The following is a 25,091-nucleotide window of genomic DNA, read 5'->3' as shown; positions in this document are numbered from 1 at the left end:
CGGGGCCGGAAGTCGTCCGGTGTGTCCGGTTCAGCGGTGCGCGCGACGGCTGAGCCGGACCATGTCGATCTCCTCGCCGAGGTCGGAGATCGCGTGCACGACGAGCCGGGAGTCGGTGCCGCCGGAACCGGGGACCACCGAGCAGCGCAAGTAGGCGTAGCCGAGGTAGCGGGTCCGCGACCAGGTGACGGTCTCGGTCTGCTTCTGGTCGTCGGGACCGGCCAGGAAGCTCGTGACCGGCGCCTGCTCGGTCTCGTGGCCGCGGAAGCTGTCGGTCTCGCCGGGCTGCCAGCGGTAGCGGGGCCGTCCGCCGGAGCCGACGCAGACGTAGGTGGTGCCGTCGGTCTCCGGGTGGACGGTGGAGCGGTCCGGCGCCGGACGGGTGGGGCGGCCGTCGCGGATGGGGTCGGTGCGCTCGTACTGGTGGTTGTGGCCCTGCACGCACAGGTCGACCCGGTAGCGGTCGCACAGCGGCGCCAGCGCCCGTCGCACCCCGGCGTCGGAGGCGTGCGAGCCGGAGGTGGCGAACGCGCAGTGGTGGAAGAACAGCACGATCCACTCGACGTCCGGGTCGGCGCGCCAGCCGGCCAGGGTCCGCTCCAGCCAGGTCAGCTGGGTCCCGCCGGAGTAGCCGACGTTGGTCGGGATCTCGGTGGAGAGGTCGTTGGCGTCCACGCTGACGACCCCGACGGTGCCGTGGGTGAACGCGTACACCGAGGGGCAGCCGCGGGGGCCGGTCCCGGGCAGCGCGAGCCGGGCGGCGTGACCGGCGTAGCCGTGCGCGGGGCCGTCGGCCCGGTTCAGGTCGTAGAGCGCCTCCATGTCGTGGTTGCCGGTGGCGAACATCCACGGGGTCGACGCGGCCGAGCGTTCGATCGCGGCGAAGTAGGTGCTCCAGACGGTGGGGGCGAAGCTGTCGTGGGCCTCGTCGTCCTGCGGGGCGCCGTTGCGGACCGGCCGGCCGGCGCCGGAGGGGTCGGCGTAGCAGATGTCGCCGGCGAGCAGGTGGAACGCGGGTGCCTCCGCGGCGACGAGCGCGGTCAGCGCCTCCGCGGGCGCCGGGCTGCGGTGGGTGTCGTCGGGCTTGTAGTGGTTCGGCTCCCCACCGGTGCTCACGCCCTGGTCGGCGAAGGCGGTGAAGGTGAACCGGTGCCGGGTGCCGTGGGGCGCGGCCGTGCGGAAGGTGCTGGTGGCGGTGGTCGCCGTGGTTCCGCCGGGGCCCTCGATGCGGAACCGGTAGACGTAGCGACTACCCGGGGTGAGGCCGTCGGCGCGGGCGTGGGCGAGCCACTGGCGGGTGCCGCGGATACTGCCGTCCACCTGCGGGACGAGGCTCTCCAGCGGGCGGACCTGCACCGGGAGCGTGAGCCCGAACCCGGAGTCGGTGCCGACGTCGACGACCATCCGGCCGGGCGGCGGGGCCGCGGTCAGCTCCCCGGAGAACGACATCGAGCGGGCCGGGTCGGGCCCGTAGGCCAGGTGCCGTCCGACGACGGTCACCGGCGCGGGTGCGGCGGCCGCGGCCACCCCGCGGGCCCACGGCGACCCGGACGCCGCGAGGGTCGCCAGGACTCCGGCGCCGCCGCGCAGCGCGGTGCGCCGGCTGACCGGGTGGCGTCGCAGGAAGGCGGCGAGCCAGTCCTGCTGGTCGGCGATCGTCATGTCGACGGCGAGTGCCCGCGGGACACCGACGCCGGGGGTCTCTCCGGTGGGGTTGACGCTCACACCCGGTGACGGTGCCGGGCTGCGGCTTCCGGTCGGCGTTGCACGGCGGAACGTCGGGTGAACGCCCGGCGACACCCCGGGGTCACGCGCCGTTGGTGCGGCATTCATCCCGGGTGCCCGGTTCGCCGGGGCCGGTGCCGGTTCCCGTGCCGGAACGGTGCCGGGCGGCGGGCGTGGCGGGACGCACCCGCCGACCGGCGACGCGGTCGCGGCGATCTGCGTAGTTTCGATGACGTGCACGTGCTCCCCCGGACCCGGTGGGTCCGTACCCCGATCGTGGCGGCGACGGTCGCCGCCCTGGTGCTGGCGTTCGCCCCGGCCGCGTCGGCCGCACCCGGTGTGCCGGTCGCCGCGCCGGCGCCCGCCGCGGCGGCGGCCGACGACGGCGGGGCGGTCGCCGTGACCGAGGAGAAGGTCGCCGTCCCGGCCGGCCCCGGGCAGCCGGGCACGATCGACCTGGACACCTCGCTCTACGTCCCCGCCTCGGCGACCGCGGCCTCCCCCGCGCCCGCGGTGCTGGTGGCGCACGGCTTCGGCGGCAGCAAGGCCTCCGTCGACTCCGACGCCCGCGAGCTCGCCGCCCGCGGCTACGTGGTGCAGACCTGGACCGCGCGCGGTTTCGGCGCCTCCGGTGGCTCGATCGGGCTGGACGACCCCGACCGCGAGGTGGCCGACGCGTCGCGGCTGGTGGACCGTCTCGCCGCGCGCGCCAACGTGCAGCGCGACGCCGACGGCGACCCCCGCGTCGGTGTGACCGGTGGGTCCTACGGCGGTGGCCTCGCCCTGCTGCTGGCCGGCTACGACCGGCGGATCGACGCGATCGTCCCGGTGATCACCTGGAACGACCTGGGCCAGGCGCTGTTCCCCAACAACGCCGTCCCGGCCGGTGCGACGCCGCCGGGCACGCCGGCGGCCGGTGCGGGCACCGGCGACGGGGTGTTCAAGAGCGGCTGGGCCGGGGTGTTCTTCGGCTCCGGTGGCCGGGTGCCCGCGGGCGGGGACTCCCCGGCGGGTGCCGCCGCCGGCTCCTCCGGCGGGCTCGGTGGCTCCGGTTCCGGCGGCTCCGGCGGTGGGGGCGGTTTCGGCTCGTCCTCGGGCGGGGCGTCCTCCTCCGACGGCACCGGCACCGCGGGCGCGTCCGGGCCGGACGGCGCGGGCACCGCGGGACCGGGCACCGCGGCCGGTCCGGGAGGCGTGACGGCGACCGGCGCGGCCACCAGCCGGGCACCGGACGCGTCGCGGCCGGCGTCGGACCCGATCTGCGGACGCTTCGCCCGCGACGTCTGCGCCGCCTACGGCGAGGCCGCCCGCACCGGCCGCGTCTCCCCGGAGCTGGCCGAGCTGCTCCGCCGCTCCTCCCCCGCGACCGTCACCGACCGGATCACCGCACCGACGCTGCTGGTCCAGGGCGAGCAGGACACCCTGTTCGGCCTCGACCAGGCCGACGCGAACGCCCGCCAGATCGCCGCGAACGGCACCCCGGTGTCGGTGCTGTGGTTCGCGGGCGGCCACGACGGCGGCGGCCCCGACTCCGAGGTCCGCGCCCGCATCGCCGACTGGTTCGACCAGCACCTGCGGGGCCTGCCCGCGGCGCAGGGCACCACCGGTGGTCTCGCCGAGGCCCCCTTCGCCTACCAGGTCCGCAGCACCGTCCGCACCCGCGGCGACACCCCCACCGGCCGGACCGTCCTCGCCGGGGCCTACCCCGGCCTGACCGCGGGCTCCGGACCCGCCCCGACGACCGCGCTGCCCCTGGACGGCGGTGAGCAGACCGTCGTCCACCCGCCGGGCGGGAACCCGTCGGCGCTCACGTCGCTGCCCGGCCTCGGCTCGGCGCTCGGGTCGCTGGGCTCGCTCGGCGGCCTGTCCGGCCTGACGACGCCGGGCCAGTCCGCCCGGTTCCTCACCGCACCCGTCGCCGACGCGATGCAGCCCTCCGGGGCGCCGCGGGTGACGGTGCGCGTCGCGCGGGTCGCCGGACAGCCCGCCCCGGACACCGCGGTGCTGTTCGCGTCGCTCACCACGCTCACCCCCGACGGGCGCAGCACGCTGCTGGGCAACGCCGTCGCGCCGCTGCGGATCGCCGTCCCCGCCGACGGCTCCCCCGCCGAGGCGACGGTGACGCTGCCCGGCGTCGTCGCGCCGGTGCAGGCGGGCAGCCGCCTGCTGGTGCAGCTGTCGACGACCGACCAGGGCTACGACTCCGGCGCCGACCCGGCCGTGTGGCGGGTCGGGCTCGCCGGGGACACCGCGCTGTCGGTGCCCCAGGTGCCCGGCCGCACCGAGTCGGCGGGGACCGTCCCGTTGTGGCCGGTGCTCGGGATCGCCGCGGTGCTGGCCGCGGCACTCCTGGTGTGGCTGGTGGCGCGGCTGCGGTCGCGCCGGACCGAGCCCTCCGACGACGACGTGCCCGGCGACGCTCCGCCGCTGGTCGTCGGCGGGCTGGCGAAGACCTACCGCAACGGGTTCGCCGCGGTGTCGGACGTGTCGTTCACCGTGCCGCGCGGCGCGGTGCTCGGCCTGCTCGGCCCGAACGGCGCCGGCAAGACGACCGTCCTGCGCATGCTCATGGGCCTGATCGCGCCCACCGCCGGGACGATGACGGCGTTCAGCCGTCCCATCCGTCCCGGCGCGGCGGTGCTGTCCCGGATCGGCGCGTTCGTCGAGGGACCCGGGTTCCTGCCGCACCTGTCGGGCGCGGAGAACCTGCGGCTCTACTGGGAGGCCACCGGGCGCCCGCCGGAGCAGGCGCGGATGGAGGAGACGCTGGAGATCGCCGGGCTCGGCGACTCGGTGCACCGCCGCGTCGGCACCTACTCCCAGGGCATGCGGCAGCGCCTCGCGATCGCGCAGGCGATGCTGGGCCTGCCCGAGCTGCTCATCCTCGACGAGCCCACCAACGGGCTCGACCCGCCCCAGATCCACGCGATGCGCGAGCTGCTGCGCCGCTACGCCGCGGGCGGCCGGACCGTGCTCGTGTCCAGCCACCTGCTGTCGGAGGTGGAGCAGACCTGCTCGGAGGTCGTGGTCATGCACCGCGGCACGGTCGTCGCCGCGGGGACGGTCGCCGAGCTGATGGCGGCCGGGGGCGGCTCGTCGTTCACCGTGGACGACACCGGCCGGGCCCGGGCCGTGCTGGCCGCCCTCGACGGCGTCACCGACGTCGTCACCGGAGACCAGCCGGGCGTCGTGCACGCCGATCTCGACGGCACCGCCCGCGCCGACGCCGTCGCCGCGCTGGTGTCCGGCGGGGTCGCGGTCAGCGCGGCCGGGCCGCGCGGGCGGCTGGAGGACGCGTTCCTGGAACTGGTGGGCCCCGAGGGGCGCGACGTCGGAGGTACCTCGTGAGTGACGACCGTCAGCTCTCGACCCGCCGCGGGCACGTCGGCGACCTCGTGACCGGCCGGGCCGCGCCGCCCGCCGTCCCGGGCCGGACCATGCCGCTGCGCACCGAGCTGGTCCGCCAGCTCCAGCGCCGTCGCACCCAGGTCGCGTTCGCGCTGGTGGTGGCGATGCCGATCATCCTGTGGGCGGCGTTCTCCCTCGGCGACGACGAGCCCGGAGCCCGTGGCCCGAGCCTGGTCGACCTGGCGTCGGGCAGCGCCGCGAACTTCGCGGTGTTCACGCTGTTCGCCTCGGCGAGCTTCCTGCTGGTGGTGCTGGTCGCGCTGTTCTTCGGCGACACGGTGGCCTCGGAGGCGTCGTGGTCGTCGCTGCGCTACCTGCTGGCCGTCCCGGTACCGCGGGCGCGGCTGCTGCGGCAGAAGGCCGTCGTCGCGGGGGTGCTGTCGGTGGCGGCGCTGCTGCTGCTCCCGGTCGCGTCGCTGGTGGTGGGGGCGATCGCCTACGGCACCGGGGACCTGGTCTCGCCGATCGGGGAGTCGCTGCCGTTCTGGAGCGCGGCCGGGCGGGTGATGCTCGGCGCGCTGTACGTGACCGTGCAGCTGAGCTGGGTGGCCGGGCTGGCGCTGCTGCTGTCGGTGAGCACCGACGCCCCGCTGGGCGCGGTCGGCGGCGCGGTGATGGCCTCGATCGTCTCCCAGATCATCGACCAGATCGAGGACCTGGGGATCATCCGGGACTTCCTCCCCACCCACTACGGCGACGCCTGGTCGGCGCTGCTGGCGACCGACGTCGACTGGTCGGACATGACCTACGGGACGTTCTCCGCGGTCTGCTACGCCACCGCATTCCTGGGGCTCGCGGCGTGGCGGTTCCGCACCAAGGACATCACCAGCTGACCGTGGTGCCGGGCCGGCCGCGCGGCCCGGCACCCGGTGGGCCCTCAGACCATGACCACCCCGCCGTCGATCATGACGGCCTGGCCGGTCATGTAGTCGGAGTCCGGGCCGGCGAGGTAGGAGACGAAGGCGGCGACGTCGTCGGCGGTCTGCACCCGGCCCAGCGGGATGGCGGCCGCGTACTGCGTGAGCGTCTCGCCCTTCCCCGCGCCGCTGCGGGCGCCCATCTGCTCGTCGATCAGGTCCCACATGTCGGTGCCGACGATCCCCGGGCAGTACGCGTTCACGGTGATCCGGTGCGGCGCCAGCTCCTTGGCCGCGGCCTGGGTGAGGGCACGGACGGCGAACTTGGTCGCCGAGTAGTGCCCGAGGAGGTCGAAGCCCTGGTGCCCGGCGATCGACGCGGCGCTGACGATCTTGCCGCCGGTCCCCCGGTCGATCATCACGCGGGCGGCGGCCTGCAGGCAGTAGACGACGCCGAACACGTTGACGTCGAAGATGGTGCGCAGGTCGTCGGGTGTCACCTCGAGCAGGGGCTTGACCTGGGCGATACCGGCGTTCGCGACCATCACGTCCAGACCGCCGAGCTCCTCGGCGACCTGGCCGACCATCGCGGTGACCGCGTCGGGGTCGGTGACGTCGGCCGGGTAGGCCACCGCGGTCCCGCCCGCCGAGCGGATCTCCTCGGCGACGGCGGTGGCGCCGTGGGCGTCCCGGTCGTTGACGGCGACGGCGTGCCCGTCCCGTGACAGGCGCAGGGCGATGCCCCGCCCGATCCCGCGTCCGGCTCCGGTGACCACGGCGACACCCATGTCGGCCTCCCAGTTCGCTCGCGCAGGCCGCCGGGGGGCGGCGTCCCTGCCGCGGCGGGACGTTCCCGCGACCCCAGTCCAACCGGTGACGCGGGTCACGGACAGCGTTGCAGCCGGGTTGCAGCGACGGGGTCGCTCAGTCGCGACGCAGCGCGGCCACGCCCGGCGCGGTCGACTCCCGCACGACGCGGCTGCCGGCCAGCCCCGTCAGGTCCAGCTCGACCTCGGGGGCGATCCGGTAGGGGCGGGCCAGCAGGATCCCGCCCAGGTTCCGGCGCAGCCGCGACATCTCGGCGCGGACGGTGACCAGGTGCGCCCGGTCGCCGTAGAGCCCCTGGGACAGCGTGGCCGCGTCCAGCCCGCTCGCCCCCGCACGGGCGAGCAGCGCCAGGACCTCGGCGTGCCGGGTCGACAGCGGGTGCACCCAGCGGGTCGTGCCCTCGATGACGGCCTGCGGCGGACGACCGTCCAGGTCCAGGCGCAGCCGCATCCGCCTGCTCCCGCCGGACGCCGGGCGCAGCAGCCAGCCGCCGGGCACCGGCTCGGGCAGGCACGGCCCCAGACCGTGGACGGCGATCAGGCGCTCCGGCACCGGTGCGGCGACCCGTTCGACACCGGGCAGCCCGGACGCGGCGGCGACCCAGCCGTGGTCGTCGACCACCAGGCCCGGCCCGGTGTCGCCGGCGAGCATCGGGGCGCCGATGGTGCGCAGCGCGTCGAGGCGGGCCTCGTGACGCTGCCACAGCCCGGCCTCGGCGAGCCGCACCGCGGTGTCGACGAGCGCGACGGTCGTCGGGTGGATGGTCTCGGCGGGCCCGGACAGGTCGACGACGCCGAGCAGCTCACCGCTGCGCGGGTCGTGCACGGGGGCCGCGGTGCAGGTCCAGCCGTGGTGGCTGCGCACGAAGTGCTCGGCGGAGAAGATCTGCACCGGCCCGCCCTCGGCGAGCGCGGTCCCGATCGCGTTGGTGCCGACCGACTGCTCGGACCACTCCGCGCCCTCGGTGAACCCGAGCGCGTCGGCGCGGCGGCGGACGGCGGTCGAGCCCTCCCGCCACAGCAGGACCCCGTCGGCGTCGCAGACGACCATCACGTGCCGGGCGTCCTCGGCGACCGAGGTCAGCGCGGCACGCAGTGCGGGCAGCACCGGCACCAGCGGTGACGTCGCGCGGCGCTGCTCGACGACGGCGGCGTCCAGCGGGCCGGGCGGCTCACCGGCGTCGGGGTCCACGCCCTGGGCCCGGACCCGGTCCCAGGAGCGGGTGATCAGCCGACGTCCGCGCGCCGTGTCGTCGGGGCGTGCGTCGCCGGACAGCACCGCGTCGTGCAGCCGGGACAGCATCCGGGCGTGCCGACCGAGGTCGGTCCCCGGGCGGACGGCGCACACGCCTGCCCGGTTCCGGTCGTCGTCGACTGGCTCCACCGGCACCTCCGGCTCCCACAGTAGGCGGGTGTCCGTGACCCGCGCCATAGTCGCGGGCGGTCGTGCCCGGGCCGGCCCCCGCCGGAGGGTCAGGACCCGACGTGACGCCGCTCGGGGTGCGGGGCCCGCGGACCACCGGGACGGCCCGGGCCCCGGGTGACGTACCAGCAGCCCAGTCCGAGGGTCAGCGCGGCGGGGATGACGTAGCTGGCCCCGAGGAACTGCTCCCAGAGGCTCCACTTCATCTCGACGCCCCACACGTTGGGCATCCAGCGGAACGGCGCGATGTAGAAGATCGCGGCGATCACCGCGCCGACCGCGGCCCACCCGGCGCTGCGGTACCGCAGGGCGTGCGCACCGATCCCGATCAGCGCGGGCACGACCCACACCCAGTGGTGCGACCAGGCGGTCGGGGTCGCCATCAGCACGACGGCGGCCGTCGCCGACATCCCGATCACCGGCTCGGAGCGCCGGACGACCGGCACGGCCAGCGCCAGCAGGACCGCGACGATGCCCAGCCACAGGATGTGGAACCAGGGGTCGGGGACCTCCTGGCGGGCGAGCACGGCCTGCACGGTCTCGTTGGAGAAGAACGTCGAGCCGCTGACCCCGGCCGCCGGTCCCCCGACGAACCAGTACCGCACCGAGGAGTCGAGGTCGACGACGAACCCGAGGCCGGTCGCGAGGATGCCGGTGACGACGGCGACGCCCGCCGCCTTCCAGTCCCGCCGCACCAGGAAGTACAGGACGAACCCGCCCGGGGTCAGCTTGATCGCCGCGGCCAGGCCGAGCAGCAGCCCGCGCGGCCACCAGGTCCGCGGGGCCAGCAGGTCGACCAGCACGAGCAGCATCAGCACGAGGTTGATCTGGCCGAAGGCGAAGGTCTGCGCGACCGGCTCCATGAGCAGCGCCGCGGCCAGCACCGGCACGCCCAGCACGAACGGGGCCCGCCGCCCGCCCGCGGGCCACGCGACGCGGATCGTGAGCGCGATGCAGACCGCCAGCGACAGCACCGAGGCGACGAACTGGGCGGTGAACGCGACGGCGTAGGGCACCACGGTCAGCGGCACCATCGTGATCGCCGCGAAGGTCGGGTAGATGAACGGCAGCTCGGGCCCGTGCAGGGGTAGCGGGAGCCGACCGTACATGTCACCGCCGTCCAGCCAGACCTGCACGCCGATCCGGTAGACGTCGAGGTCGAGTGCGTAGTCGCGCAGCCGGAACCAGGACCAGTACAGCGCCGCGGCCAGCAGCGGCACCGTGACCACGAGTGTCCAGGGGGTGAGTGCCGCCGTCCGCAGCCGTCCGACGAGGACCGCGGCGGCCCCGCCGCGAGCGGCGGGCACGTCGGGGTCGTGCGGGGTGCGGGTGACGGTCACGCGGGCTCCTCCGTGTGCGGCCGGGCCGGACGGGTACGGGCCGCGCGACGGGCGGAGCCCGGCGGCCGCTCGGGGACGACGGTGGACCACGGTAGCGGGGCGCGACCCCGCGCCCCGCCGCGGGACCCGCCTACGACACCCCGGCCGCGTCCATCCCCCGCAGCTCCTTCTTGAGGTCGGCGATCTCGTCGCGGAGCCGGGCCGCCAGCTCGAACTGGAGGTCCCGTGCGGCGGTGAGCATCTGGTCGTTCATCTGCTGGATGAGGTCGGCCAGCTCGGCACGCGGCATGCCCGCCGTGTCCTTCGCCGCCACCCCGGAGCTGCCCGCCGCGGCCGGACGGCCCTTCTCCCCCGCCGCCCGCTTGCCGCGCGAGGCGTTGCGGCCCGACCCGCCGACCGGGACGGCCTCGGTGTCCTCGGCCTCGCGGTAGACCTGGTCGAGGATGTCGGCGATCTTCTTGCGCAGCGGCTGCGGGTCGATGCCGTGCTCGGTGTTGTAGGCGACCTGCTTGGCGCGGCGCCGGTCGGTCTCGTCGATGGCGTACCGCATCGAGTCGGTGATCCGGTCGGCGTACATGTGGACCTGGCCGGAGACGTTGCGCGCCGCGCGGCCGATGGTCTGGATCAGTGACGTGCCGGAGCGGAGGAAGCCCTCCTTGTCCGCGTCGAGGATCGCCACCAGTGACACCTCGGGCAGGTCGAGACCCTCGCGGAGCAGGTTGATGCCGACCAGCACGTCGTACTCGCCGGACCGCAGCTGCCGCAGCAGCTCCACCCGGCGCAGGGTGTCGACCTCGGAGTGCAGGTACCGGACCTTGATCCCGAGCTCGAGCAGGTAGTCGGTGAGGTCCTCGGCCATCTTCTTGGTCAGCGTGGTGACCAGGACCCGTTCGTCCTTGGCGGTCCGGTCCCGGATCTCGGCGACCAGGTCGTCGATCTGGCCCTTGGTCGGCTTCACGACGACCTCGGGGTCGACCAGGCCGGTGGGGCGGATGACCTGCTCGACGAACTCGCCGCCGGTGCGGTTGAGCTCGTAGGGGCCCGGGGTCGCGGACAGGTAGACGGTCTGGCCGATCCGGTCGGCGAACTCCTCCCAGGTGAGCGGCCGGTTGTCCACCGCGGAGGGGAGGCGGAAGCCGTACTCGACGAGGTTGCGCTTGCGGGACATGTCGCCCTCGTACATGCCGCCGATCTGCGGCACGGTCACGTGGGACTCGTCGATGACCAGCAGGAAGTCGTCCGGGAAGTAGTCGATCAGGGTGGCCGGCGCGGTGCCGGCGCCGCGGCCGTCGATGTGGCGCGAGTAGTTCTCGATGCCCGAGCAGAACCCGACCTGGCGGATCATCTCGATGTCGTACTGGGTCCGCATCCGCAGCCGCTGGGCCTCGAGCAGCTTGCCCTGGTTCTCCAGCTGTGCGAGGCGCTCCTCCAGCTCCGCCTCGATGGCGCGCACGGCGCGTTCCATCGCCTCCGGGCCCGCGACGTAGTGCGTCGCCGGGAAGACCTTGATCTCGTCGACCTGCTCGACCTCCTCGCCCGTCAGCGGGTTGAGGTAGTACAGCGCCTCGATCTCGTCGCCGAAGAACTCGATCCGCAGCGCCAGCTCCTGGTAGGCGGGGATGATCTCGACGGTGTCACCCCGGACCCGGAACGTGCCGCGGGTGAAGGACATGTCGTTGCGGGTGTACTGCACGTCGACCAGCAGCCGCAGCAGCCGGTCCCGCTCGACCTCCTCGCCGACCCGCAGCGAGACGGACCGGTCGAGGTAGGACTGCGGGGTGCCGAGGCCGTAGATGCACGACACCGAGGCGACCACGACGACGTCGCGGCGGGACAGCAGGTTCATCGTCGCCGAGTGCCGCAGCCGCTCGACGTCGTCGTTGATCGAGCTGTCCTTCTCGATGTAGGTGTCGGTCTGCGCGATGTAGGCCTCGGGCTGGTAGTAGTCGTAGTACGAGACGAAGTACTCGACCGCATTGTTCGGGAGCATCTCCCGCAGCTCGTTCGCCAGCTGCGCGGCCAGGGTCTTGTTCGGCGCCATCACCAGCGTCGGGCGCTGCTGCTGCTCGATCAGCCACGCGGTGGTGGCCGACTTGCCGGTGCCGGTGGCGCCCAGCAGGACGACGTCCTGCTCGCCGGCACGGAGGCGCCGGTCCAGCTCGGCGATCGCGGTCGGCTGGTCACCGGCCGGGACGTGCTCGCTGACCACCCGGAACGGGGCCGTGCTCCGCTCGACCGCACCCACCGGGCGGTGCTCGGAGTGCGCACGCGGGGTGTCCGCCGGGGTGGTGCCCGCGTCCGGGTGTGCCTCGTCCTCCCGGGCACGGGAGTCCGCCGCGCTGCCCGGGACCTCGGTCGCGAATGCCATGACACCAGGGTACGAGCGACCCCCGACACTTTCCCCCCGTGCGCCCCGCCGGATCCTCCGGAGGAGGCAGGATGGGCGACCGTGCACCCGCCCAAGACGCAGACCTTCGACCCCCGACGGGGCGTCCAGATCGACACGAAGGGGACACACCGCGAGATCGCCACACTGCGCGAGGAGACCTGGGGGCTGTACCTGTCCCGGCCCGTCGTCGCCCGGCCGAACGCCTGGTGGATCGAGACCTGGGTGCTCCCGGAGCTGGGCGTGTGCCTGTCGGACTGGCGGTGGCGGCCGGGGCACGAACGCGACCAGGACGTGTACGTCGACGTCGCCGCGATCACCCGTGAGGGCAGGCGGCTGCACATGACCGACCTCTACCTGGACCTCGTGGTGCGCCGCGGCCGCGGGACCGACGTCATCGACGTCGACGAGTTCGTCGCCGCCGTGGCGCAGGGGCTGGTCGGGACCGACCTGGCCGAGTACGCCCTGGAGCGGTCGCACGCCGTGCTCGAGGGGCTGGTCCGCCACGACCACGACCACGTGGCCTGGCTGGCGTCCCTGGGGATCGACCTGGGGCCGCGGGACCGGCCGGAGGACGCTCGCGACTGACCGTCGCCACCGACCGGCGACGCGGGCGGTCCGTACGGCGCGCCCGGTGCACCGACCGGCCGTGGCGGGGCCGGCCCGGGTGGGTCAGAGCGCGGAGGACTGCGCCGGGCCGAGGCCGACGGCGCTGGTCGAGGTCTCCGGCGGCGTGCTCCCGGTGGTGGTCGTCGGGTCGGGCGAGGTGGTGGTCGGCGCGGCCGAGTTGGTGGTCGTCGGGACCGGGTCGGTCGTCGGCTCCGGGGTGCCCTCGTCGGTCGGCTTCGGCGTCGAGGTCTCCGGCGGCGTGGTCGGCGTCGGGGTCGTCGGCTTCGGCGTGGTGGGCCGGGGCGTCGTTGACGGCGGAGGCGTCGTCGGCTCCGGCGAACCCTCGTCGGTCGGCCGCGGCGGGGTCGTGTGCGACGGCGGGGACGGCTGACCGCCGCCGGTGGGCGGCGGCGGGACCACCGGCGCGCCGGGGGTGCCGGGCGCGGGGCCGGACCGGGCGCGGGGCGGCGGGCGAGCCGCCACCACCGGGCAGCGCGCCGCCCTGGGTCGCCGCGACGGTCGGGTCGAACGCCGGCGGGAGACCGCCCTGACCACCGGTGGCCGCGCCACCGGCGTCGCCGGTCCGGACCGGCTCCGGGGTCGGGCCGCTCTCCTGCGGCGCGGCGATGGCGAACGGCGGGCCGACGAAGCTGCCGCCGGGGGCGGCCGCGGTCGCGACGGCGGTGATGCCGCCCAGAGACCCGACGGTGAGCACCGCCGCGGCCGCGGCCGAGGTGGCCCGGCGCGCACCGGCGGCGCGGGAGATCACGTCGTCGACGGCGGGCAGCGGCACCGCCGCGGCCAAGACGTCGTCGAGCCGGTGGAACTCCCGGTCGATGTCGGCGAACCCGTTCATACCCGTCCCCCCTCGGTGGCGGGTGGGTACCCGCCACGCAGGTCGTACTGCGGCGCCCCGTGACCCGGCGGCGGTCCCCCGACCGCGCCACCCGCAGGTCCGATGATCTCCTCCAGCACCTCGGCCATGCCCTCGGTCACGACCTCGCGACCGCGGACGAGCCGGCGCCGCACCTCGTGCTCGGTGACCCGTTCGAGCTCGGCGACCGCGCCGGTCGACAGGCCCGCCATGTGGTGCAGCACCACGGCCCGGCGGTCGACGGGTGCGAGCCTCCCGAGAGCCTCCAGGAGCGCCCCGGTGCGCGGGTCGGTCTCCTCCGGCGACGGCCTGCGACGGCGGCGCAGGATCCGCCCCCGCATCGACGTGCGGATCGCGACCCGCCGGACCCAGCCGACGGCCGCGTCCTCGTGGTCCGGGCCCGCGGGCTCGGCGCGCAGCGCGGCCCAGCGTCGCCAGGCCCGCGAGTAGGCGTCCTGCACGGCGTCGTGCGCGTCGTGCGGGTTGAGCGTGATCGCGTAGAGCTGCGCGACCAGGCGCGGGTAGTGCGTCTCGAGGTGTGCGCCGAAGTCCGCACGGAGCTCACCGTGCGGGAGCGTGCGGTGCTGCTGGACGACCGCGCCGCTGATCGGCGGGGCCTCGTACTCGGCGCCGGTCCACGCGTCGTGGTCGAGCGCGCCCGGCTCGCCCGGCTCCGGCGCACCGCCGTACTCATCCGTGTGGGGGAACGCGGGCGCGCGCTCGGGCTCGGCGAACTCGCCGTCCGCCCCGAAACGCTGGGCCACTGTGCTCAACCCCGTGTCCTCTCGTCGCCGTCACCGGACCCTCCGGTCCGGTGCCGATCACCCCGGTGACCGGCCCGATCGACGGATACCCGCAGGTACCGCGACCGATCCGGGCAGGAGCACCCTCTGCCCCGCCTGATCGACCAACGAGCGTGCGGCGTTACAGAAACGGGTCCGGCGCGACCCGATCGTCACGTTCCGCGTGATCTGCATCCCGAGATGCTCAACCGTTCGGGTCGGATCGCCACTCCGCCGTGCACGCACGGTAGTGGCGCGAGTCCGGGTCGTCGGCGCGCCGTTCCGCCGCCGCACGCTTGTGCGCGGCGTAGCCGGCACGGGCGGTCGCGTCGGCGCGCAGCCGGTCCCGCAGCTCGATCGCGTGCCGCCAGGCGGGCGAGCCGTGCACCCGCACGGCCACCACGGCGGCCCGCCCCGGGTCCGCCGAGCGGTGCACCCGCACCGTTCCCGTGGTCTCCTCCGGGGCGGCGGGGTCGACCGGGAACCCGGCCGCGACCAGGGCATCGGTGACCGTACCGGCGTCGGCGGGCGACTCCACGGCGAGCTGCAGGTCGAGCACGTCGCGGGCGGGGAGCCCCGGGACGGCCGTCGACCCGACGTGCTCCACCCCGCGTCCGGGACCGCCCGCGGCGACCGCGACCCGCTCGGCGAGCCGGTGGGCCTGCGCCGCCCAGTCCGGATCGTGCTCGACGAGCAGGGGCGGTCCGTCCGCGGCCGGGCGGCCCGTGCGCAGGTTCGCCTCGAAGCCAGCGAGCCGTCCGTCCCACAGCGCGTCCACCCGGCGACGGGTGTCGTCCGGTTCCCCCGAGTTGTCCAGCCAGACGTCGGCGACGGCGCGGCGCTGCTCGTCATCGGCCTGGGCGGCGATCCGGGCCCGGGCGTCCTGCTCGCTCATCCCGCGCGCGGACACCAGCCGCCGGACCCGCTCCTCGGCGTCCACCCCGACCACGACGACCAGCGGGAACGTCGGCGCCATGCCGCCCTCGACGAGCAGCGGGATGTCCTGCACGACGATCGCGTCCGCCGGGGCGGCGGCGACGATCTCGTCGGACCGGGCCCGCACCAGCGGGTGCACGATGCCGTCGAGGGTGCGCCGTGCCCCGGCGTCGGAGAAGACGACGGCGGCGAGGGCGGGCCGGTCGAGCCGGCCGTCGGCGTCGAGGACGTCCCGACCGAAGGCCTCGACGATCGCCGCCAGCCCCGCGGTGCCCGGTTCGACGACCTCGCGGGCGATCACGTCGGAGTCGACCAGCACCGCCCCGCGTTCGACCAGTCGCGTCGCGACCATCGACTTGCCCGCACCGATTCCGCCGGTCAGCCCTGTCCGCAGCACGTGATCACCGTAGCGGGCCGTGCCGGGGCGCCCCGGCCGCGCTCAGGTGGTGCCGCGTGCGTTGCCCGCGGCACCGGTGCCGGCCTGCGGGGCGGTGGCCGCCGGCGGTGCGGCGGGCGTCGGCCGCGCGGACGGCGGCTGCGTCGGCGTCAGCGCCGGGATGATGCGCTGGGCCAGGTCGGGCAGGGTCTCGGCCGCGGACCGGGTCTGCCCGGGAGCGGCCACCGGCAGGATGAACGTCAGCGTGTCGACGCCGTAGACCAGGGCGAGGGTGGTCTCGTCCGGCCGCTCGACGAGGACGCCGGGGACCGAGCCGACGGTGATGTCACGCGAGGCGGTGGCCGAGCCGCGCTCGGCGTTGGTGTTGAGCTGCCACTGGCGGGTCGCGGACGCGGTGTCGCCGTAGCGGCCGATGTTGAGCTGGAACAGCACCGGGCCGGAGTTGCGCGCCCCGCCGAAGGCCTGGGCCTGGCCGCCCGCGCGGTAGGTGCAGGCGGTGCGCTCGGTGCGGTTCACCGACGCCTCGGGGACGCCGCGGACCGACTGGACCGACACCGACCCCAGGACCTGCCCGAACAGCGCTCCGGCCTGCTCGGGGTCCATCAGCTGCACGCAGTCGGTGGGCAGCGCGATCGGGATCGGTTCCCGCCCTGCCTGGGCGGCGCCGGACTGCTCGGCCGGGAACGTCGGGACCGCGATCCCGGTGTCCCCGGACGCCGTGCCGCATCCGGCGAGGACCGCGGCGAGCAGGACGCTCGCGAACGCGGACCGCCCGCGACGCAGGAACGTGCGGTCGTGGGACAGGGACTCGCCGGAACGCGTCCGGCGGACGGTACGGCCGGCCATGAGCCCAATCTAGGCCGACCCGAAGATCGACTCCGGACCGGTGCGCGCGCCGTGACCAACCGCGGCCGAACCGTGATCTGCACCTGGCGTGTCCGCTCTGACACGCCGGGCGACGTGAACGGGCATCGACCGGGACCCGGAGGGCCACCGGAAACGGGCCGGGCCCCGGTGACCGTGGCGGTCACCGGGGCCCGGTGTGGTGCTGTCGCCGGTCCGCGTGGGACCGGCACGGGACCGTCAGGCCCCGCCGGAGAGCTTCTCGCGCAGTGCGGCGAGCTGCTCGTCGCTGGCGAGCGAGCCACCCGACTCGGCCTGGCCACCGCCACCGCCGGTCGAACGGTCGTCGTCACCGCCGGAGGAGTAGTTCGCCGGCGCGATGTCGTTGCCGCCCTCCGCCTCGGCCTCGGCGGCCTTGCGGATCTGCGCCATGTGCTGGTCGTAGCGGGCCTGCGCCTCGGCGTACTGCTTCTCCCAGGCCGCGCGGGCCTCGTCGAAGCCTTCCTTCCAGTCGCCGGAGTCGACGTCGAAGCCCTCGGGGTAGATGTAGTTCCCCTGGTCGTCGTACTCGGCGGCCATGCCGTAGCGGGTCGGGTCGAACTCGGTGTCGACCGTCATGCCCTCGTTGGCCTGCTTGAGCGACAGCGAGATGCGACGGCGGTCGAGGTCGATGTCGATGACCTTGACCATCGCGTCGTCGCCGACCTGGACGACCTGCTCCGGGATCTCGACGTGGCGCTCGGCCAGCTCGGAGATGTGGACCAGGCCCTCGATGCCCTCCTCGACGCGGACGAACGCGCCGAACGGGACGAGCTTGGTGACCTTGCCCGGCACGATCTGGCCGATCGCGTGGGTCCGGGCGTACAGGCGCCACGGGTCCTCCTGGGTCGCCTTCAGCGACAGGGAGACGCGCTCGCGGTCCAGGTCGACGTCGAGGACCTCGACGGTGACCTCCTGGCCGACCTCGACGACCTCGCTCGGGTGGTCGATGTGCTTCCAGGACAGCTCGGAGACGTGCACCAGGCCGTCGACCCCGCCCAGGTCGACGAACGCACCGAAGTTGACCACCGAGGAGACGACGCCCTTGCGGACCTGGCCGCGCTGCAGCTGGTTGAGGAACTCGCTGCGGACCTCGGACTGGGTCTGCTCGAGCCAGGCGCGGCGGGACAGGACCACGTTGTTGCGGTTCTTGTCCAGCTCGATGATCTTGGCCTCGATCTTGCGGCCGACGTAGGGCTGCAGGTCCCGCACGCGGCGCATCTCGACCAGCGAGGCCGGGAGGAAGCCGCGGAGCCCGATGTCCAGGATCAGGCCGCCCTTGACGACCTCGATGACGGTGCCCTCGACCGGCTCGTCGGCCTCCTTGAGCGCCTCGATCGTGCCCCAGGCGCGCTCGTACTGCGCGCGCTTCTTGGACAGGATCAGACGGCCCTCCTTGTCCTCCTTCTGGAGGACGAGGGCCTCGACGAACTCGCCGACCTCGACGACCTCGGCGGGGTCGACGTCGTGCTTGATCGACAGCTCACGCGAGGGGATGACGCCCTCGGTCTTGTAGCCGATGTCGAGCAGGACCTCGTCACGGTCGACCTTGACGATGGTGCCCTCGACGATGTCGCCATCGTTGAAGTACTTGATCGTCTGGTCGATGGCGGCGAGGAAGTCCTCCTCCGACCCGATGTCGTTGATAGCGACCTGCGGCGTGGTCGGGGCGGCGGTGGTGTCGGTGGACATGTAGTGAGGTGCTCCGATGGATTTCTCTGGCATGGTCGGCCCGGTCGGCTCTGCTGCAGCAGCGCGCCCCGGTTCTGGTACGTGTAGCTGTGACGTTGTAACAGTCACCCTCTGGCGTCGATTCCCGTGGTCGGGAACATCGGTGCACGGACACCCGCGAGACCGGCGCTGGAGTGGCGCCGCGCGGTCGGCCGACACGTTGACCACGGTGCGGGAAGAATGCTACGCGGCCCGCAAACCCCCCGGCAATGCGGGTCCGCCTCCGCGGGCGCGCACGGGCTTGCGACGATCGGGTGGTCATGAGCAGCCGCGACGAGTACTTCTCCGCCGAGGACGCCGTGGGGACCGCCGGTGTCGCCCGGCGCCGCGTCGGCAGCGCCGAGTCCGAGGCGGCCGGGCGCCGCTGGTGGGACGCCGACGCCGACGACTACCTGGCCGAGCACGGTTCCGACATCGGCGACGAGTCGTTCGTCTGGTGCCCGGAGAACCTGCACGAGGACGAGGCGGGCCTGCTCGGCCCGCCCGCGGACCTCGCCGGGAAGCGGGTGCTGGAGGTGGGCGCGGGCTCCGCCCCGTGCAGCCGGTGGCTGGCCCGCCGCGGGGCGCACCCGGTCGCGCTCGACGTCTCCGGCGGGATGCTGCGTCACGCGGCCCGGCTGAACGACGCGCTCGGGCTGCCGGTGCCGCTCGTGCAGGCCGGCGCCGAGCACCTGCCGTTCGCCGACGCCACGTTCGACCACGCCTGCTCGGCGTTCGGGGCGATCCCCTTCGTCGCCGACCCGGGCCGGGTCATGCGCGAGGTGCACCGGGTGCTGCGTCCCGGCGGGCGCTGGGTGTTCGCGGTGAACCACCCGATGCGCTGGGTCTTCCCCGACGACCCCGGCGAGCAGGGGCTCACCGTCGTCCAGTCCTACTTCGACCGGACCCCGTACCTGGAGGTGGACGGCGACGGCCGGGCCACCTACGTCGAGCACCACCGCACGCTCGGCGACCGGGTGCGCGACGTCGTCGCCGCCGGCCTGGTGCTCGACGACCTGGTCGAGCCGGAGTGGCCGGAGGGCCACGAGCGGGTGTGGGGACAGTGGTCGCCGCTGCGCGGCGCGCTGTTCCCCGGCACCGCGATCCTCGTGACCCACCGGCCGGGCTGAGCCGTCAGACCTCGAGGACCGCGCCGGTCTCCAGGTCGTAGCGGGCACCGATGATCGTGAGGTGGTTGTTGCAGACCGCCCCCGACAGCGACGGGTCGGAGGTCAGCTGCGCGACGACCCGGCGGATGTTGGCGTCGACCGCGCCGGCCACGGCGCCCTCGCCCTCCCCCTCGCACACCGGGACGATGTCGCCGACCAGCGCACCCAGCGTCGACGGCGCCGGCGCGGGCTGCCCGGAGGCGACCGACACGGCCGCCTTCACCGCGCCGCACTGGGAGTGGCCGAGGACCACCAGCAGCGGGATGCCCAGCGCCCCGGCGCCGAAGGCCAGCGTGCCGAGCACCGCGTCGTCGACGACCTGACCGGCCGTCCGCACCACGAACAGGTCACCCAGACCCAGGTCGAACACCAGCTCCGCCGGGACGCGGGAGTCCGAGCAGGAGAGGATCATCGCGGCCGGGGTCTGCCCCGCCACGGCGGCGGAGCGTTCCTCCGCGGACCGTCGCGGGTCCTCGCGCTCGTCGCGCTGCCAGCGCCCGTTGCCCTCCAGCATCATCTGCCACGCCTGGGCCGCGGTCGGCCTGCTGTCGTTCGCCATAGGGTCTCCCTCGGTCGGCTTCTCACCGACCAAGATCGGCGAACGGGTCCGTGCGGGCAAGCATGCACGCCGCTGCACCCCTCCCGTGTGACGAGACCCGCACGGCAGGCGGCCCGGAGCGTCCCGAGCCGCTCCATCCGGCCGGTGGCCGGGTCCTGGCGGGCACCGGCGACCGGGACCACGGGGCGCCATGTCGTCCCGGGCCGCGGCGCGTCGTAGGGTCGGTGGGTGCCGATCACCCCCGACCAGCTGCCGGAGCTGAGCTCCGAGCACGCCGACGAGCAGCTCACCGACCGGATGGGCATCGAGATCCTCAAGGCCGACCTCGACGAGGTCGTCGGCCGGATGCCGGTCGCGGGCAACCGCCAGCCCTACGGGCTGCTGCACGGCGGCGCCAGCGGCGTCCTCGCCGAGACCCTCGGGTCGACCCTGTCCGCGCTGCACGCGCTGCCCGAGCGGTTCCCGGTCGGGCTGGAGCTGGCCTGCACCCACCACCGTTCCGCCACGTCGGGCTGGGTCACCGGGACCGCGCGGCCGATCCACGTCGGGCGGTCCACCTCGACCACCGAGATCGTCCTCGTCGACGACGACGGCCGCCGCGTCTGCACCGCGAAGCTGACCTGCCTGCACCGCGACACACGACCGCCGGTGACCTGACGCTCGCCCTGCGACACCGTCGCGTTACGTCTCGGCTACGTCCTGGTCCGAGACGTCCGTACCAGTTCTCTCCTCGGCTACGTTCGCCCCCATCACCCATCAGGGTGTCGCACAGAGTCGTGTCCGACGACCCCCCGAGGACGAACGTTGTCACCACCCCCGCTCCCGCGCCGACCGCGCGCCGATCGCGCGGCCACCCCGCCCGTCGGTGCGTCCCGGCCCTCCCCGATCCCCACGACCGCCCGGTGGCTGGTGGGCCTGCTCATCACCCTGCTGGGCGCGCTCGTCCTGTCCGGGACGGCCGCCGCGGCGACCGCCCCCGCCGGCCCCGTACCGGCCTCCCCCGGTGCCGTCGCCCCGTTCCAGCAGGCAGACGGCATCGACGTCAGCGGCACGCTGCGGAACCAGGACGGTCAGCCGCTGCCGGACGTACGCATCACCGCCGAGCGCGACGGTGCGCCGGCCGGTGAGACCCGTTCCGGGGCCAACGGCCGCTGGACCCTGACGGTCCCCGGCGCGGGCTCGTACCTGTTCCGGCTCGACGAGGCCTCGCTGCCGCCCGGCACCGAGGTCCTGCAGGGCGAGACCACCCGCGAGGTGACCGCCGGATCGCTGAACACCGTGGTGTTCCGCTTCGGCGCCGAGGTCGAGGGCGCCGACACCGGCGGGTTCGCGACCTTCCTGCGGCTGCTCGTCGACGGCATCCGGTTCGGCCTGGTCATCGGCATCTCGGCGGTTGGCCTGTCGCTGATCTTCGGTACCACCGGCCTGACGAACTTCGCGCACGGCGAGATGGTCACCATCGGCGCCGTCATCGCCTGGTTCATCAACGTCGGCGGCGGCGTGCAGCTGATCCCCGCGACGATCGTCGCGATGCTCATCGGCGCCCTGCTGGGCGCCGCGAACGAGCTCGGCATCTGGCGGCGGCTGCGCCGGCGGGGCGCCGGGCTGATCGCCCAGCTCGTCGTCTCCATCGGCCTGTCGATCGCGCTGCGCTACCTCGTGCTGATCATCTTCGGTGGCCGGTCGGAGTCCTTCGCCGACTACACCGGGCAGACCGTCCGGAACTACGGCCCGGTCGCGCTGACCGACAAGGACCTGTCGGCCATCGTCATCGCGATCGTCGTCCTCGTCGCGGTCGCGCTGCTGCTCCAGAAGACCCGGATCGGCAAGGCCATGCGCGCGGTGTCCGACAACCGGGACCTCGCCGCGTCGTCGGGCATCGACGTCGACCGCGTGGTGCTGTTCGTCTGGATGTTGGGCGGGGCGCTGGCCACCCTCGGCGGCGTGCTGTTCGCGCTGTCGGAGCTGTCCTCCACCGTCCAGTACGAGATGGGCTTCCGCCTGCTGCTGCTCATGTTCGCCGGCGTCATCCTCGGCGGCCTCGGCACCGCCTACGGCGCACTGCTCGGCTGCCTGATCGTCGGCATCCTGGTGCAGCTCTCGACGCTGGTGCTGCCGCTGGATCTCAAGTACCTGGGCGGGCTGGCCGTGCTGATCGTGATCCTCGTGTTCCGGCCGCAGGGCCTGCTCGGGTCCCGGGCACGGATCGGCTGAGGGGGCGGACATGATCGACTTCGGACAGCTCCTCACGGTCGGGCTCTCGCAGCTGATCGGCCCCTCGGCCATCTTCTTCGCGCTGCTGGCCCTCGGCCTCAACATCCACTTCGGCTACACCGGGCTGCTCAACTTCGGCCAGATCGGCTTCGCGCTGGTCGGCGCCTACGGCATGGGCATCTCGGTCGCGAACTACGGCGCCCCGCTCTGGCTGGGCGTCCTCATCGGCATGGCCTGCGGGGTCGCGCTCGCCCTGGTGCTCGGCATTCCGACGCTGCGGCTGCGCGCGGACTACCTGGCGATCGTCACGATCGCGGCGTCGGAGATCCTGCGCCTGATCACCCGGTCGACCTCGCAGACCGGGTTCACCGGCGGCACCCAGGGCCTCACCGGGTTCGCCGACTCCTTCGCCCGCGCCAACCCGTTCGGCACCGGCACCTACGACTTCGGGGTGCTGTCGCTGCGGGGGCCGGACCTCTGGTCGATCCTCGTCGGCTGGACGGTCGTCGGGCTGTGCGTGCTCCTCACCTGGCTGCTCGTGCGCAGCCCGTGGGGCCGCGTGCTCAAGGCGATCCGGGAGGACGAGGACGCCGCCCGCGCGCTGGGCAAGAACGTCTTCGCCTACAAGATGCAGGCGCTCGCCCTCGGCGGGGTGTTCGGTGCGCTGGGCGGCATCGTGTTCGCTCTGGCGACCCAGTCGCTGACGCCGGACTTCTACTCGCCGCCGCAGACCTTCTTCGCCTACGCCGCGCTCATCCTGGGCGGCGCGGGACGGGTCTTCGGCCCGGTGGTCGGCGCGATGGCGTTCTGGTTCCTGCTGTCGGTCGCCGACGCGTTCCTGCGCCAGGCGACGGCCGGGGAGTCGCCGCTGCTGCCGTTCATCTCCTCCCAGGACGTCGGCGCGATCCGCTTCGTGCTCGTCGGCCTGTTCCTGGGGCTCATGATGGTGTTCCGACCACAGGGCATCTTCGGACGCCGCAGGGAGGTGCTGGGCGATGGCCGCTGAGGACACGACCCCCGACCCGACCGTGACCGACCCGGCCCGCACGCTGACCGGCGTCGCCCCGGAGCCGGGCGTCGCCAAGCCGGACCCGGTGCTCACCGTGGACGGCGTGACCCGCACGTTCGGCGGCCTGAAGGCCGTGGACGTCGCCCACCTGGAGTTCCAGCGCGGCGCCATCACCGGCCTCATCGGCCCCAACGGCGCCGGGAAGACGACCCTGTTCAACCTGCTGACCGGCTTCGACCGGGCCGACACGGGCTCCTGGATCTACGAGGGCAGCCCGCTGCAGAAGCTGCCGCCGCACCGGGTGGCCCGTAAGGGCGTCGTCCGCACGTTCCAGCTCACCAAGGCCCTCGCGGGCATGACGGTGCTGGAGAACATGAAGCTCGGCGCGGTCGGGCAGCGCGGCGAGAGCTTCCTCGGCGCGCTGTTCACCGGCTGGGGCGCGCAGGAACGGCGGATCACCGAGCAGGCCCGCGAGCTGCTGGCCCGCTTCAAGCTCGACACCAAGGCCGAGGACCTGGCCGGGTCGCTGTCCGGCGGGCAGCGCAAGCTGCTCGAGATGGCGCGGGCCCTGATGATGGACCCGAAGGTCGTCATGCTCGACGAGCCGATGGCCGGGGTGAACCCGGCGCTCACCCAGAGCCTGCTGGGGCACGTGAAGTCGCTGCGCGACGAGGGCATGAGCGTCGTGTTCGTCGAGCACGACATGGACGTCATCCGGGACATCTCCGACTGGGTCGTCGTCATGGCCCAGGGGCAGGTGATCGCGGAGGGGCCGCCCTCGGCGCTGTCGTCGAACCAGGCCGTCGTCGACGCCTACCTCGGTTCGCACCACGACCAGGTCCTCGAGTTCGACGAGCACGGCAACCCGGTCGGGCAGACCGCGGAGATCGTCGCCGAGATCGAGGCCGCCGAGATCGAGGGCGCCCTCGCCGACGACGGCACCGGTCCGGCCCGCCCGGACCAGGAGGGGAAGCGCACATGAGCGAGCAGGCACCCGGTGCCGACCGGGCCATGACACCGGAGCAGGCCGCCACCCCGGAGGTCCACCGCGCGCTCGCCGAGGGCGCCGTGCTGCGGGTCGACACCCTCGTCGCCGGGTACGTGCCGGGCGTCGACATCCTGACCGGCAGCGACTTCTTCCTCCGCGACGGCGAGATCGTCGGCATCATCGGGCCCAACGGCGCCGGCAAGTCGACGCTGCTGAAGGCCATGTTCGGGCTGATCCCCGTGCGCAGCGGCACGGTCCGGCTGCGCGACGCCGAGATCACCGGGGCCAAGGCGCACGCCCTGGTCACCAAGGGGCTCGGGTACGTCCCGCAGCGCGACAACGTGTTCCCCTCGCTCTCGATCGAGGAGAACATGCAGATGGGCGTGTTCCTCCGGCCGAAGACGTTCGCGAGCCGTTTCGACGTCGTCGCGGACCTGTTCCCGATGCTGGGGCAGCGCCGGAAGATCAAGGCGGGGTCGCTGTCCGGCGGTGAGCGCCAGATGGTCGCGATGGGGCGGGCCCTGATGATGGAACCGTCGGTGCTGCTGCTCGACGAGCCGTCGGCGGGCCTGTCCCCGATGCTCCAGGACGAGGTGTTCGTCCGTTGCAAGCGCATCAACGCGGCCGGGGTCTCGGTCATCATGGTGGAGCAGAACGCGCGTCGCTGCCTGCAGATCTGCGACCGCGGCTACGTGCTCGACCAGGGCCGCGCGGCCTACACGGCGGGTGGCCGCGACCTGCTGAACGACCCGAAGGTCATCGAGCTGTACCTGGGGACGCTGGCCGGCAGCAGCGAGAAGAAGTGACCTGACGCGCCGGTCCCGCGACGGCCCCGCCCCCACCCACGGGGGCGGGGCCGTCGTGTTCCCGGTGCGGGTCCACCGGGGCCACCGCGCCGGTGCGCTCCGGGTGCCGCCGGGGCGTCGTGCCCTGCGTCGCGCCGGGTGCCGGGCCGGTGCATCGTCCCGGTGGGGCGCGGCCGGTCCCGGGGACGAT

General features: G+C 74.2%; 20 protein-coding genes. 10 read left to right on the top strand and 10 right to left on the bottom strand.

The annotated features are described in order from the left end of the window. Positions 1-30: 30 nt before the first annotated feature. A complete protein-coding gene (locus tag ZF1_RS12270; protein WP_482637309.1) occupies positions 31-1,725 on the bottom strand; it encodes a metallophosphoesterase in 1,695 nt (564 codons plus the stop codon). Positions 1,726-1,959: 234 nt separating this feature from the next. On the opposite strand from ZF1_RS12270, the gene ZF1_RS12265 reads away from it, so the two are divergent. Together ZF1_RS12265 and ZF1_RS12260 are read left to right on the top strand one after the other, a co-directional pair. Further along, complete coding sequence (locus tag ZF1_RS12265) at positions 1,960-5,073, top strand: alpha/beta fold hydrolase (protein ID WP_482637308.1); 3,114 nt, start codon at positions 1,960-1,962, stop codon at positions 5,071-5,073. Continuing rightward, entirely contained in the window at positions 5,070-5,966 is an 897-nt protein-coding gene (locus ZF1_RS12260; protein WP_226365503.1) for an ABC transporter permease, read from the top strand. Before ZF1_RS12265 ends, ZF1_RS12260 begins: the two co-directional genes overlap by 4 nt. A 44-nt stretch (positions 5,967-6,010) precedes the next feature. Here the strand turns inward: ZF1_RS12260 and ZF1_RS12255 are convergent, their stop codons facing one another. The 4 genes from ZF1_RS12255 to uvrB form a co-directional block, all read right to left on the bottom strand. Continuing rightward, entirely contained in the window at positions 6,011-6,778 is a 768-nt protein-coding gene (locus ZF1_RS12255) for an acetoin reductase (protein ID WP_251786425.1), read from the bottom strand. A gap of 136 nt (positions 6,779-6,914) precedes the next feature. Further along, positions 6,915-8,120, bottom strand: a complete 1,206-nt coding sequence (locus ZF1_RS12250; protein ID WP_405421858.1) for a GAF domain-containing protein — start codon at positions 8,118-8,120, stop codon at positions 6,915-6,917. A gap of 170 nt (positions 8,121-8,290) precedes the next feature. Next, on the bottom strand, positions 8,291-9,580 hold the full coding sequence (locus tag ZF1_RS12245; protein WP_405417564.1) for a glycosyltransferase 87 family protein: 1,290 nt from the start codon (positions 9,578-9,580) through the stop codon (positions 8,291-8,293). A 130-nt stretch (positions 9,581-9,710) separates the two neighbouring features. After that, positions 9,711-11,948, bottom strand: a complete 2,238-nt coding sequence (uvrB, locus tag ZF1_RS12240; RefSeq protein ID WP_202968142.1) for an excinuclease ABC subunit UvrB — start codon at positions 11,946-11,948, stop codon at positions 9,711-9,713. Positions 11,949-12,029: 81 nt separating this feature from the next. Between uvrB and ZF1_RS12235 the strand changes: the two genes are divergently transcribed. Further along, entirely contained in the window at positions 12,030-12,554 is a 525-nt protein-coding gene (locus ZF1_RS12235; protein ID WP_482637307.1) for a ribonuclease FAU-1 family protein, read from the top strand. A 46-nt stretch (positions 12,555-12,600) separates the two neighbouring features. Next, entirely contained in the window at positions 12,601-12,966 is a 366-nt protein-coding gene (locus ZF1_RS12230) for a hypothetical protein (RefSeq protein WP_482637306.1), read from the top strand. Positions 12,967-13,427: 461 nt separating this feature from the next. Here ZF1_RS12230 and ZF1_RS12225 read toward each other — a convergent pair whose 3' ends face one another. From ZF1_RS12225 to rpsA, 4 genes are all read right to left on the bottom strand, one after another. Further along, positions 13,428-14,213 (bottom strand): RNA polymerase sigma factor, encoded by a 786-nt coding sequence (locus ZF1_RS12225; RefSeq protein ID WP_482638698.1) that lies wholly within the window; start codon positions 14,211-14,213, stop codon positions 13,428-13,430. Positions 14,214-14,436: 223 nt separating this feature from the next. Next, positions 14,437-15,564 (bottom strand): dephospho-CoA kinase, encoded by a 1,128-nt coding sequence (gene coaE / locus ZF1_RS12220; protein ID WP_482637305.1) that lies wholly within the window; start codon positions 15,562-15,564, stop codon positions 14,437-14,439. Between the two features lie 42 nt (positions 15,565-15,606). Further along, complete coding sequence (locus tag ZF1_RS12215) at positions 15,607-16,410, bottom strand: hypothetical protein (protein WP_482637304.1); 804 nt, start codon at positions 16,408-16,410, stop codon at positions 15,607-15,609. A gap of 237 nt (positions 16,411-16,647) precedes the next feature. After that, entirely contained in the window at positions 16,648-18,138 is a 1,491-nt protein-coding gene (gene rpsA / locus ZF1_RS12210) for a 30S ribosomal protein S1 (protein WP_345652952.1), read from the bottom strand. Positions 18,139-18,437: 299 nt separating this feature from the next. Between rpsA and ZF1_RS12205 the strand changes: the two genes are divergently transcribed. Further along, positions 18,438-19,286 carry a class I SAM-dependent methyltransferase gene (locus ZF1_RS12205; RefSeq protein ID WP_482637303.1) on the top strand — a complete coding sequence of 283 codons (849 nt, stop codon included), beginning with the start codon at positions 18,438-18,440 and terminating at the stop codon, positions 19,284-19,286. Between the two features lie 4 nt (positions 19,287-19,290). Here the strand turns inward: ZF1_RS12205 and ZF1_RS12200 are convergent, their stop codons facing one another. Next, a complete protein-coding gene (locus ZF1_RS12200; RefSeq protein ID WP_482637302.1) occupies positions 19,291-19,884 on the bottom strand; it encodes a carbonic anhydrase in 594 nt (197 codons plus the stop codon). A 228-nt stretch (positions 19,885-20,112) separates the two neighbouring features. Between ZF1_RS12200 and ZF1_RS12195 the strand changes: the two genes are divergently transcribed. The 5 genes from ZF1_RS12195 to ZF1_RS12175 all read left to right on the top strand — a co-directional run bounded on the left by ZF1_RS12195 (position 20,113) and on the right by ZF1_RS12175 (position 24,901). Continuing rightward, positions 20,113-20,541 carry a PaaI family thioesterase gene (locus ZF1_RS12195; protein ID WP_062402733.1) on the top strand — a complete coding sequence of 143 codons (429 nt, stop codon included), beginning with the start codon at positions 20,113-20,115 and terminating at the stop codon, positions 20,539-20,541. A gap of 252 nt (positions 20,542-20,793) precedes the next feature. Next, complete coding sequence (locus ZF1_RS12190) at positions 20,794-22,098, top strand: branched-chain amino acid ABC transporter permease (RefSeq protein WP_476654489.1); 1,305 nt, start codon at positions 20,794-20,796, stop codon at positions 22,096-22,098. Positions 22,099-22,108: 10 nt separating this feature from the next. Beyond that, positions 22,109-23,104: a branched-chain amino acid ABC transporter permease gene (locus tag ZF1_RS12185; RefSeq protein WP_062402727.1), complete on the top strand. Its 996-nt coding sequence runs from the start codon at positions 22,109-22,111 to the stop codon at positions 23,102-23,104. Continuing rightward, entirely contained in the window at positions 23,094-24,089 is a 996-nt protein-coding gene (locus ZF1_RS12180) for an ABC transporter ATP-binding protein (RefSeq protein WP_482637301.1), read from the top strand. The genes ZF1_RS12185 and ZF1_RS12180 overlap by 11 nt, the downstream gene beginning before the upstream one ends. Continuing rightward, positions 24,086-24,901: an ABC transporter ATP-binding protein gene (locus ZF1_RS12175; RefSeq protein WP_224402765.1), complete on the top strand. Its 816-nt coding sequence runs from the start codon at positions 24,086-24,088 to the stop codon at positions 24,899-24,901. Before ZF1_RS12180 ends, ZF1_RS12175 begins: the two co-directional genes overlap by 4 nt. The last annotated feature ends 190 nt before the right edge of the window (positions 24,902-25,091 follow it).

Source organism: Pseudonocardia sp. ZF1 (genome assembly GCF_056835605.1).
This window is presented reverse-complemented; position numbering and strand designations above follow the sequence as displayed.

Bases quoted from the DNA above. Each gene is read 5' to 3' on its own strand.
- ZF1_RS12175 (WP_224402765.1), top strand. From the start codon at position 24,086: ATGAGCGAGCAGGCACCCGGTGCCGACCGGGCCATGACACCGGAGCAG.
- ZF1_RS12180 (WP_482637301.1), top strand. From the start codon at position 23,094: ATGGCCGCTGAGGACACGACCCCCGACCCGACCGTGACCGACCCGGCC.
- ZF1_RS12250 (WP_405421858.1), bottom strand. From the start codon at position 8,120: ATGCTGTCCCGGCTGCACGACGCGGTGCTGTCCGGCGACGCACGCCCC.
- uvrB (WP_202968142.1), bottom strand. From the start codon at position 11,948: ATGGCATTCGCGACCGAGGTCCCGGGCAGCGCGGCGGACTCCCGTGCC.
- ZF1_RS12185 (WP_062402727.1), top strand. From the start codon at position 22,109: ATGATCGACTTCGGACAGCTCCTCACGGTCGGGCTCTCGCAGCTGATC.
- ZF1_RS12255 (WP_251786425.1), bottom strand. From the start codon at position 6,778: ATGGGTGTCGCCGTGGTCACCGGAGCCGGACGCGGGATCGGGCGGGGC.
- rpsA (WP_345652952.1), bottom strand. From the start codon at position 18,138: ATGTCCACCGACACCACCGCCGCCCCGACCACGCCGCAGGTCGCTATC.
- ZF1_RS12200 (WP_482637302.1), bottom strand. From the start codon at position 19,884: ATGGCGAACGACAGCAGGCCGACCGCGGCCCAGGCGTGGCAGATGATG.
- ZF1_RS12215 (WP_482637304.1), bottom strand. From the start codon at position 16,410: ATGGCCGGCCGTACCGTCCGCCGGACGCGTTCCGGCGAGTCCCTGTCC.
- ZF1_RS12205 (WP_482637303.1), top strand. From the start codon at position 18,438: ATGAGCAGCCGCGACGAGTACTTCTCCGCCGAGGACGCCGTGGGGACC.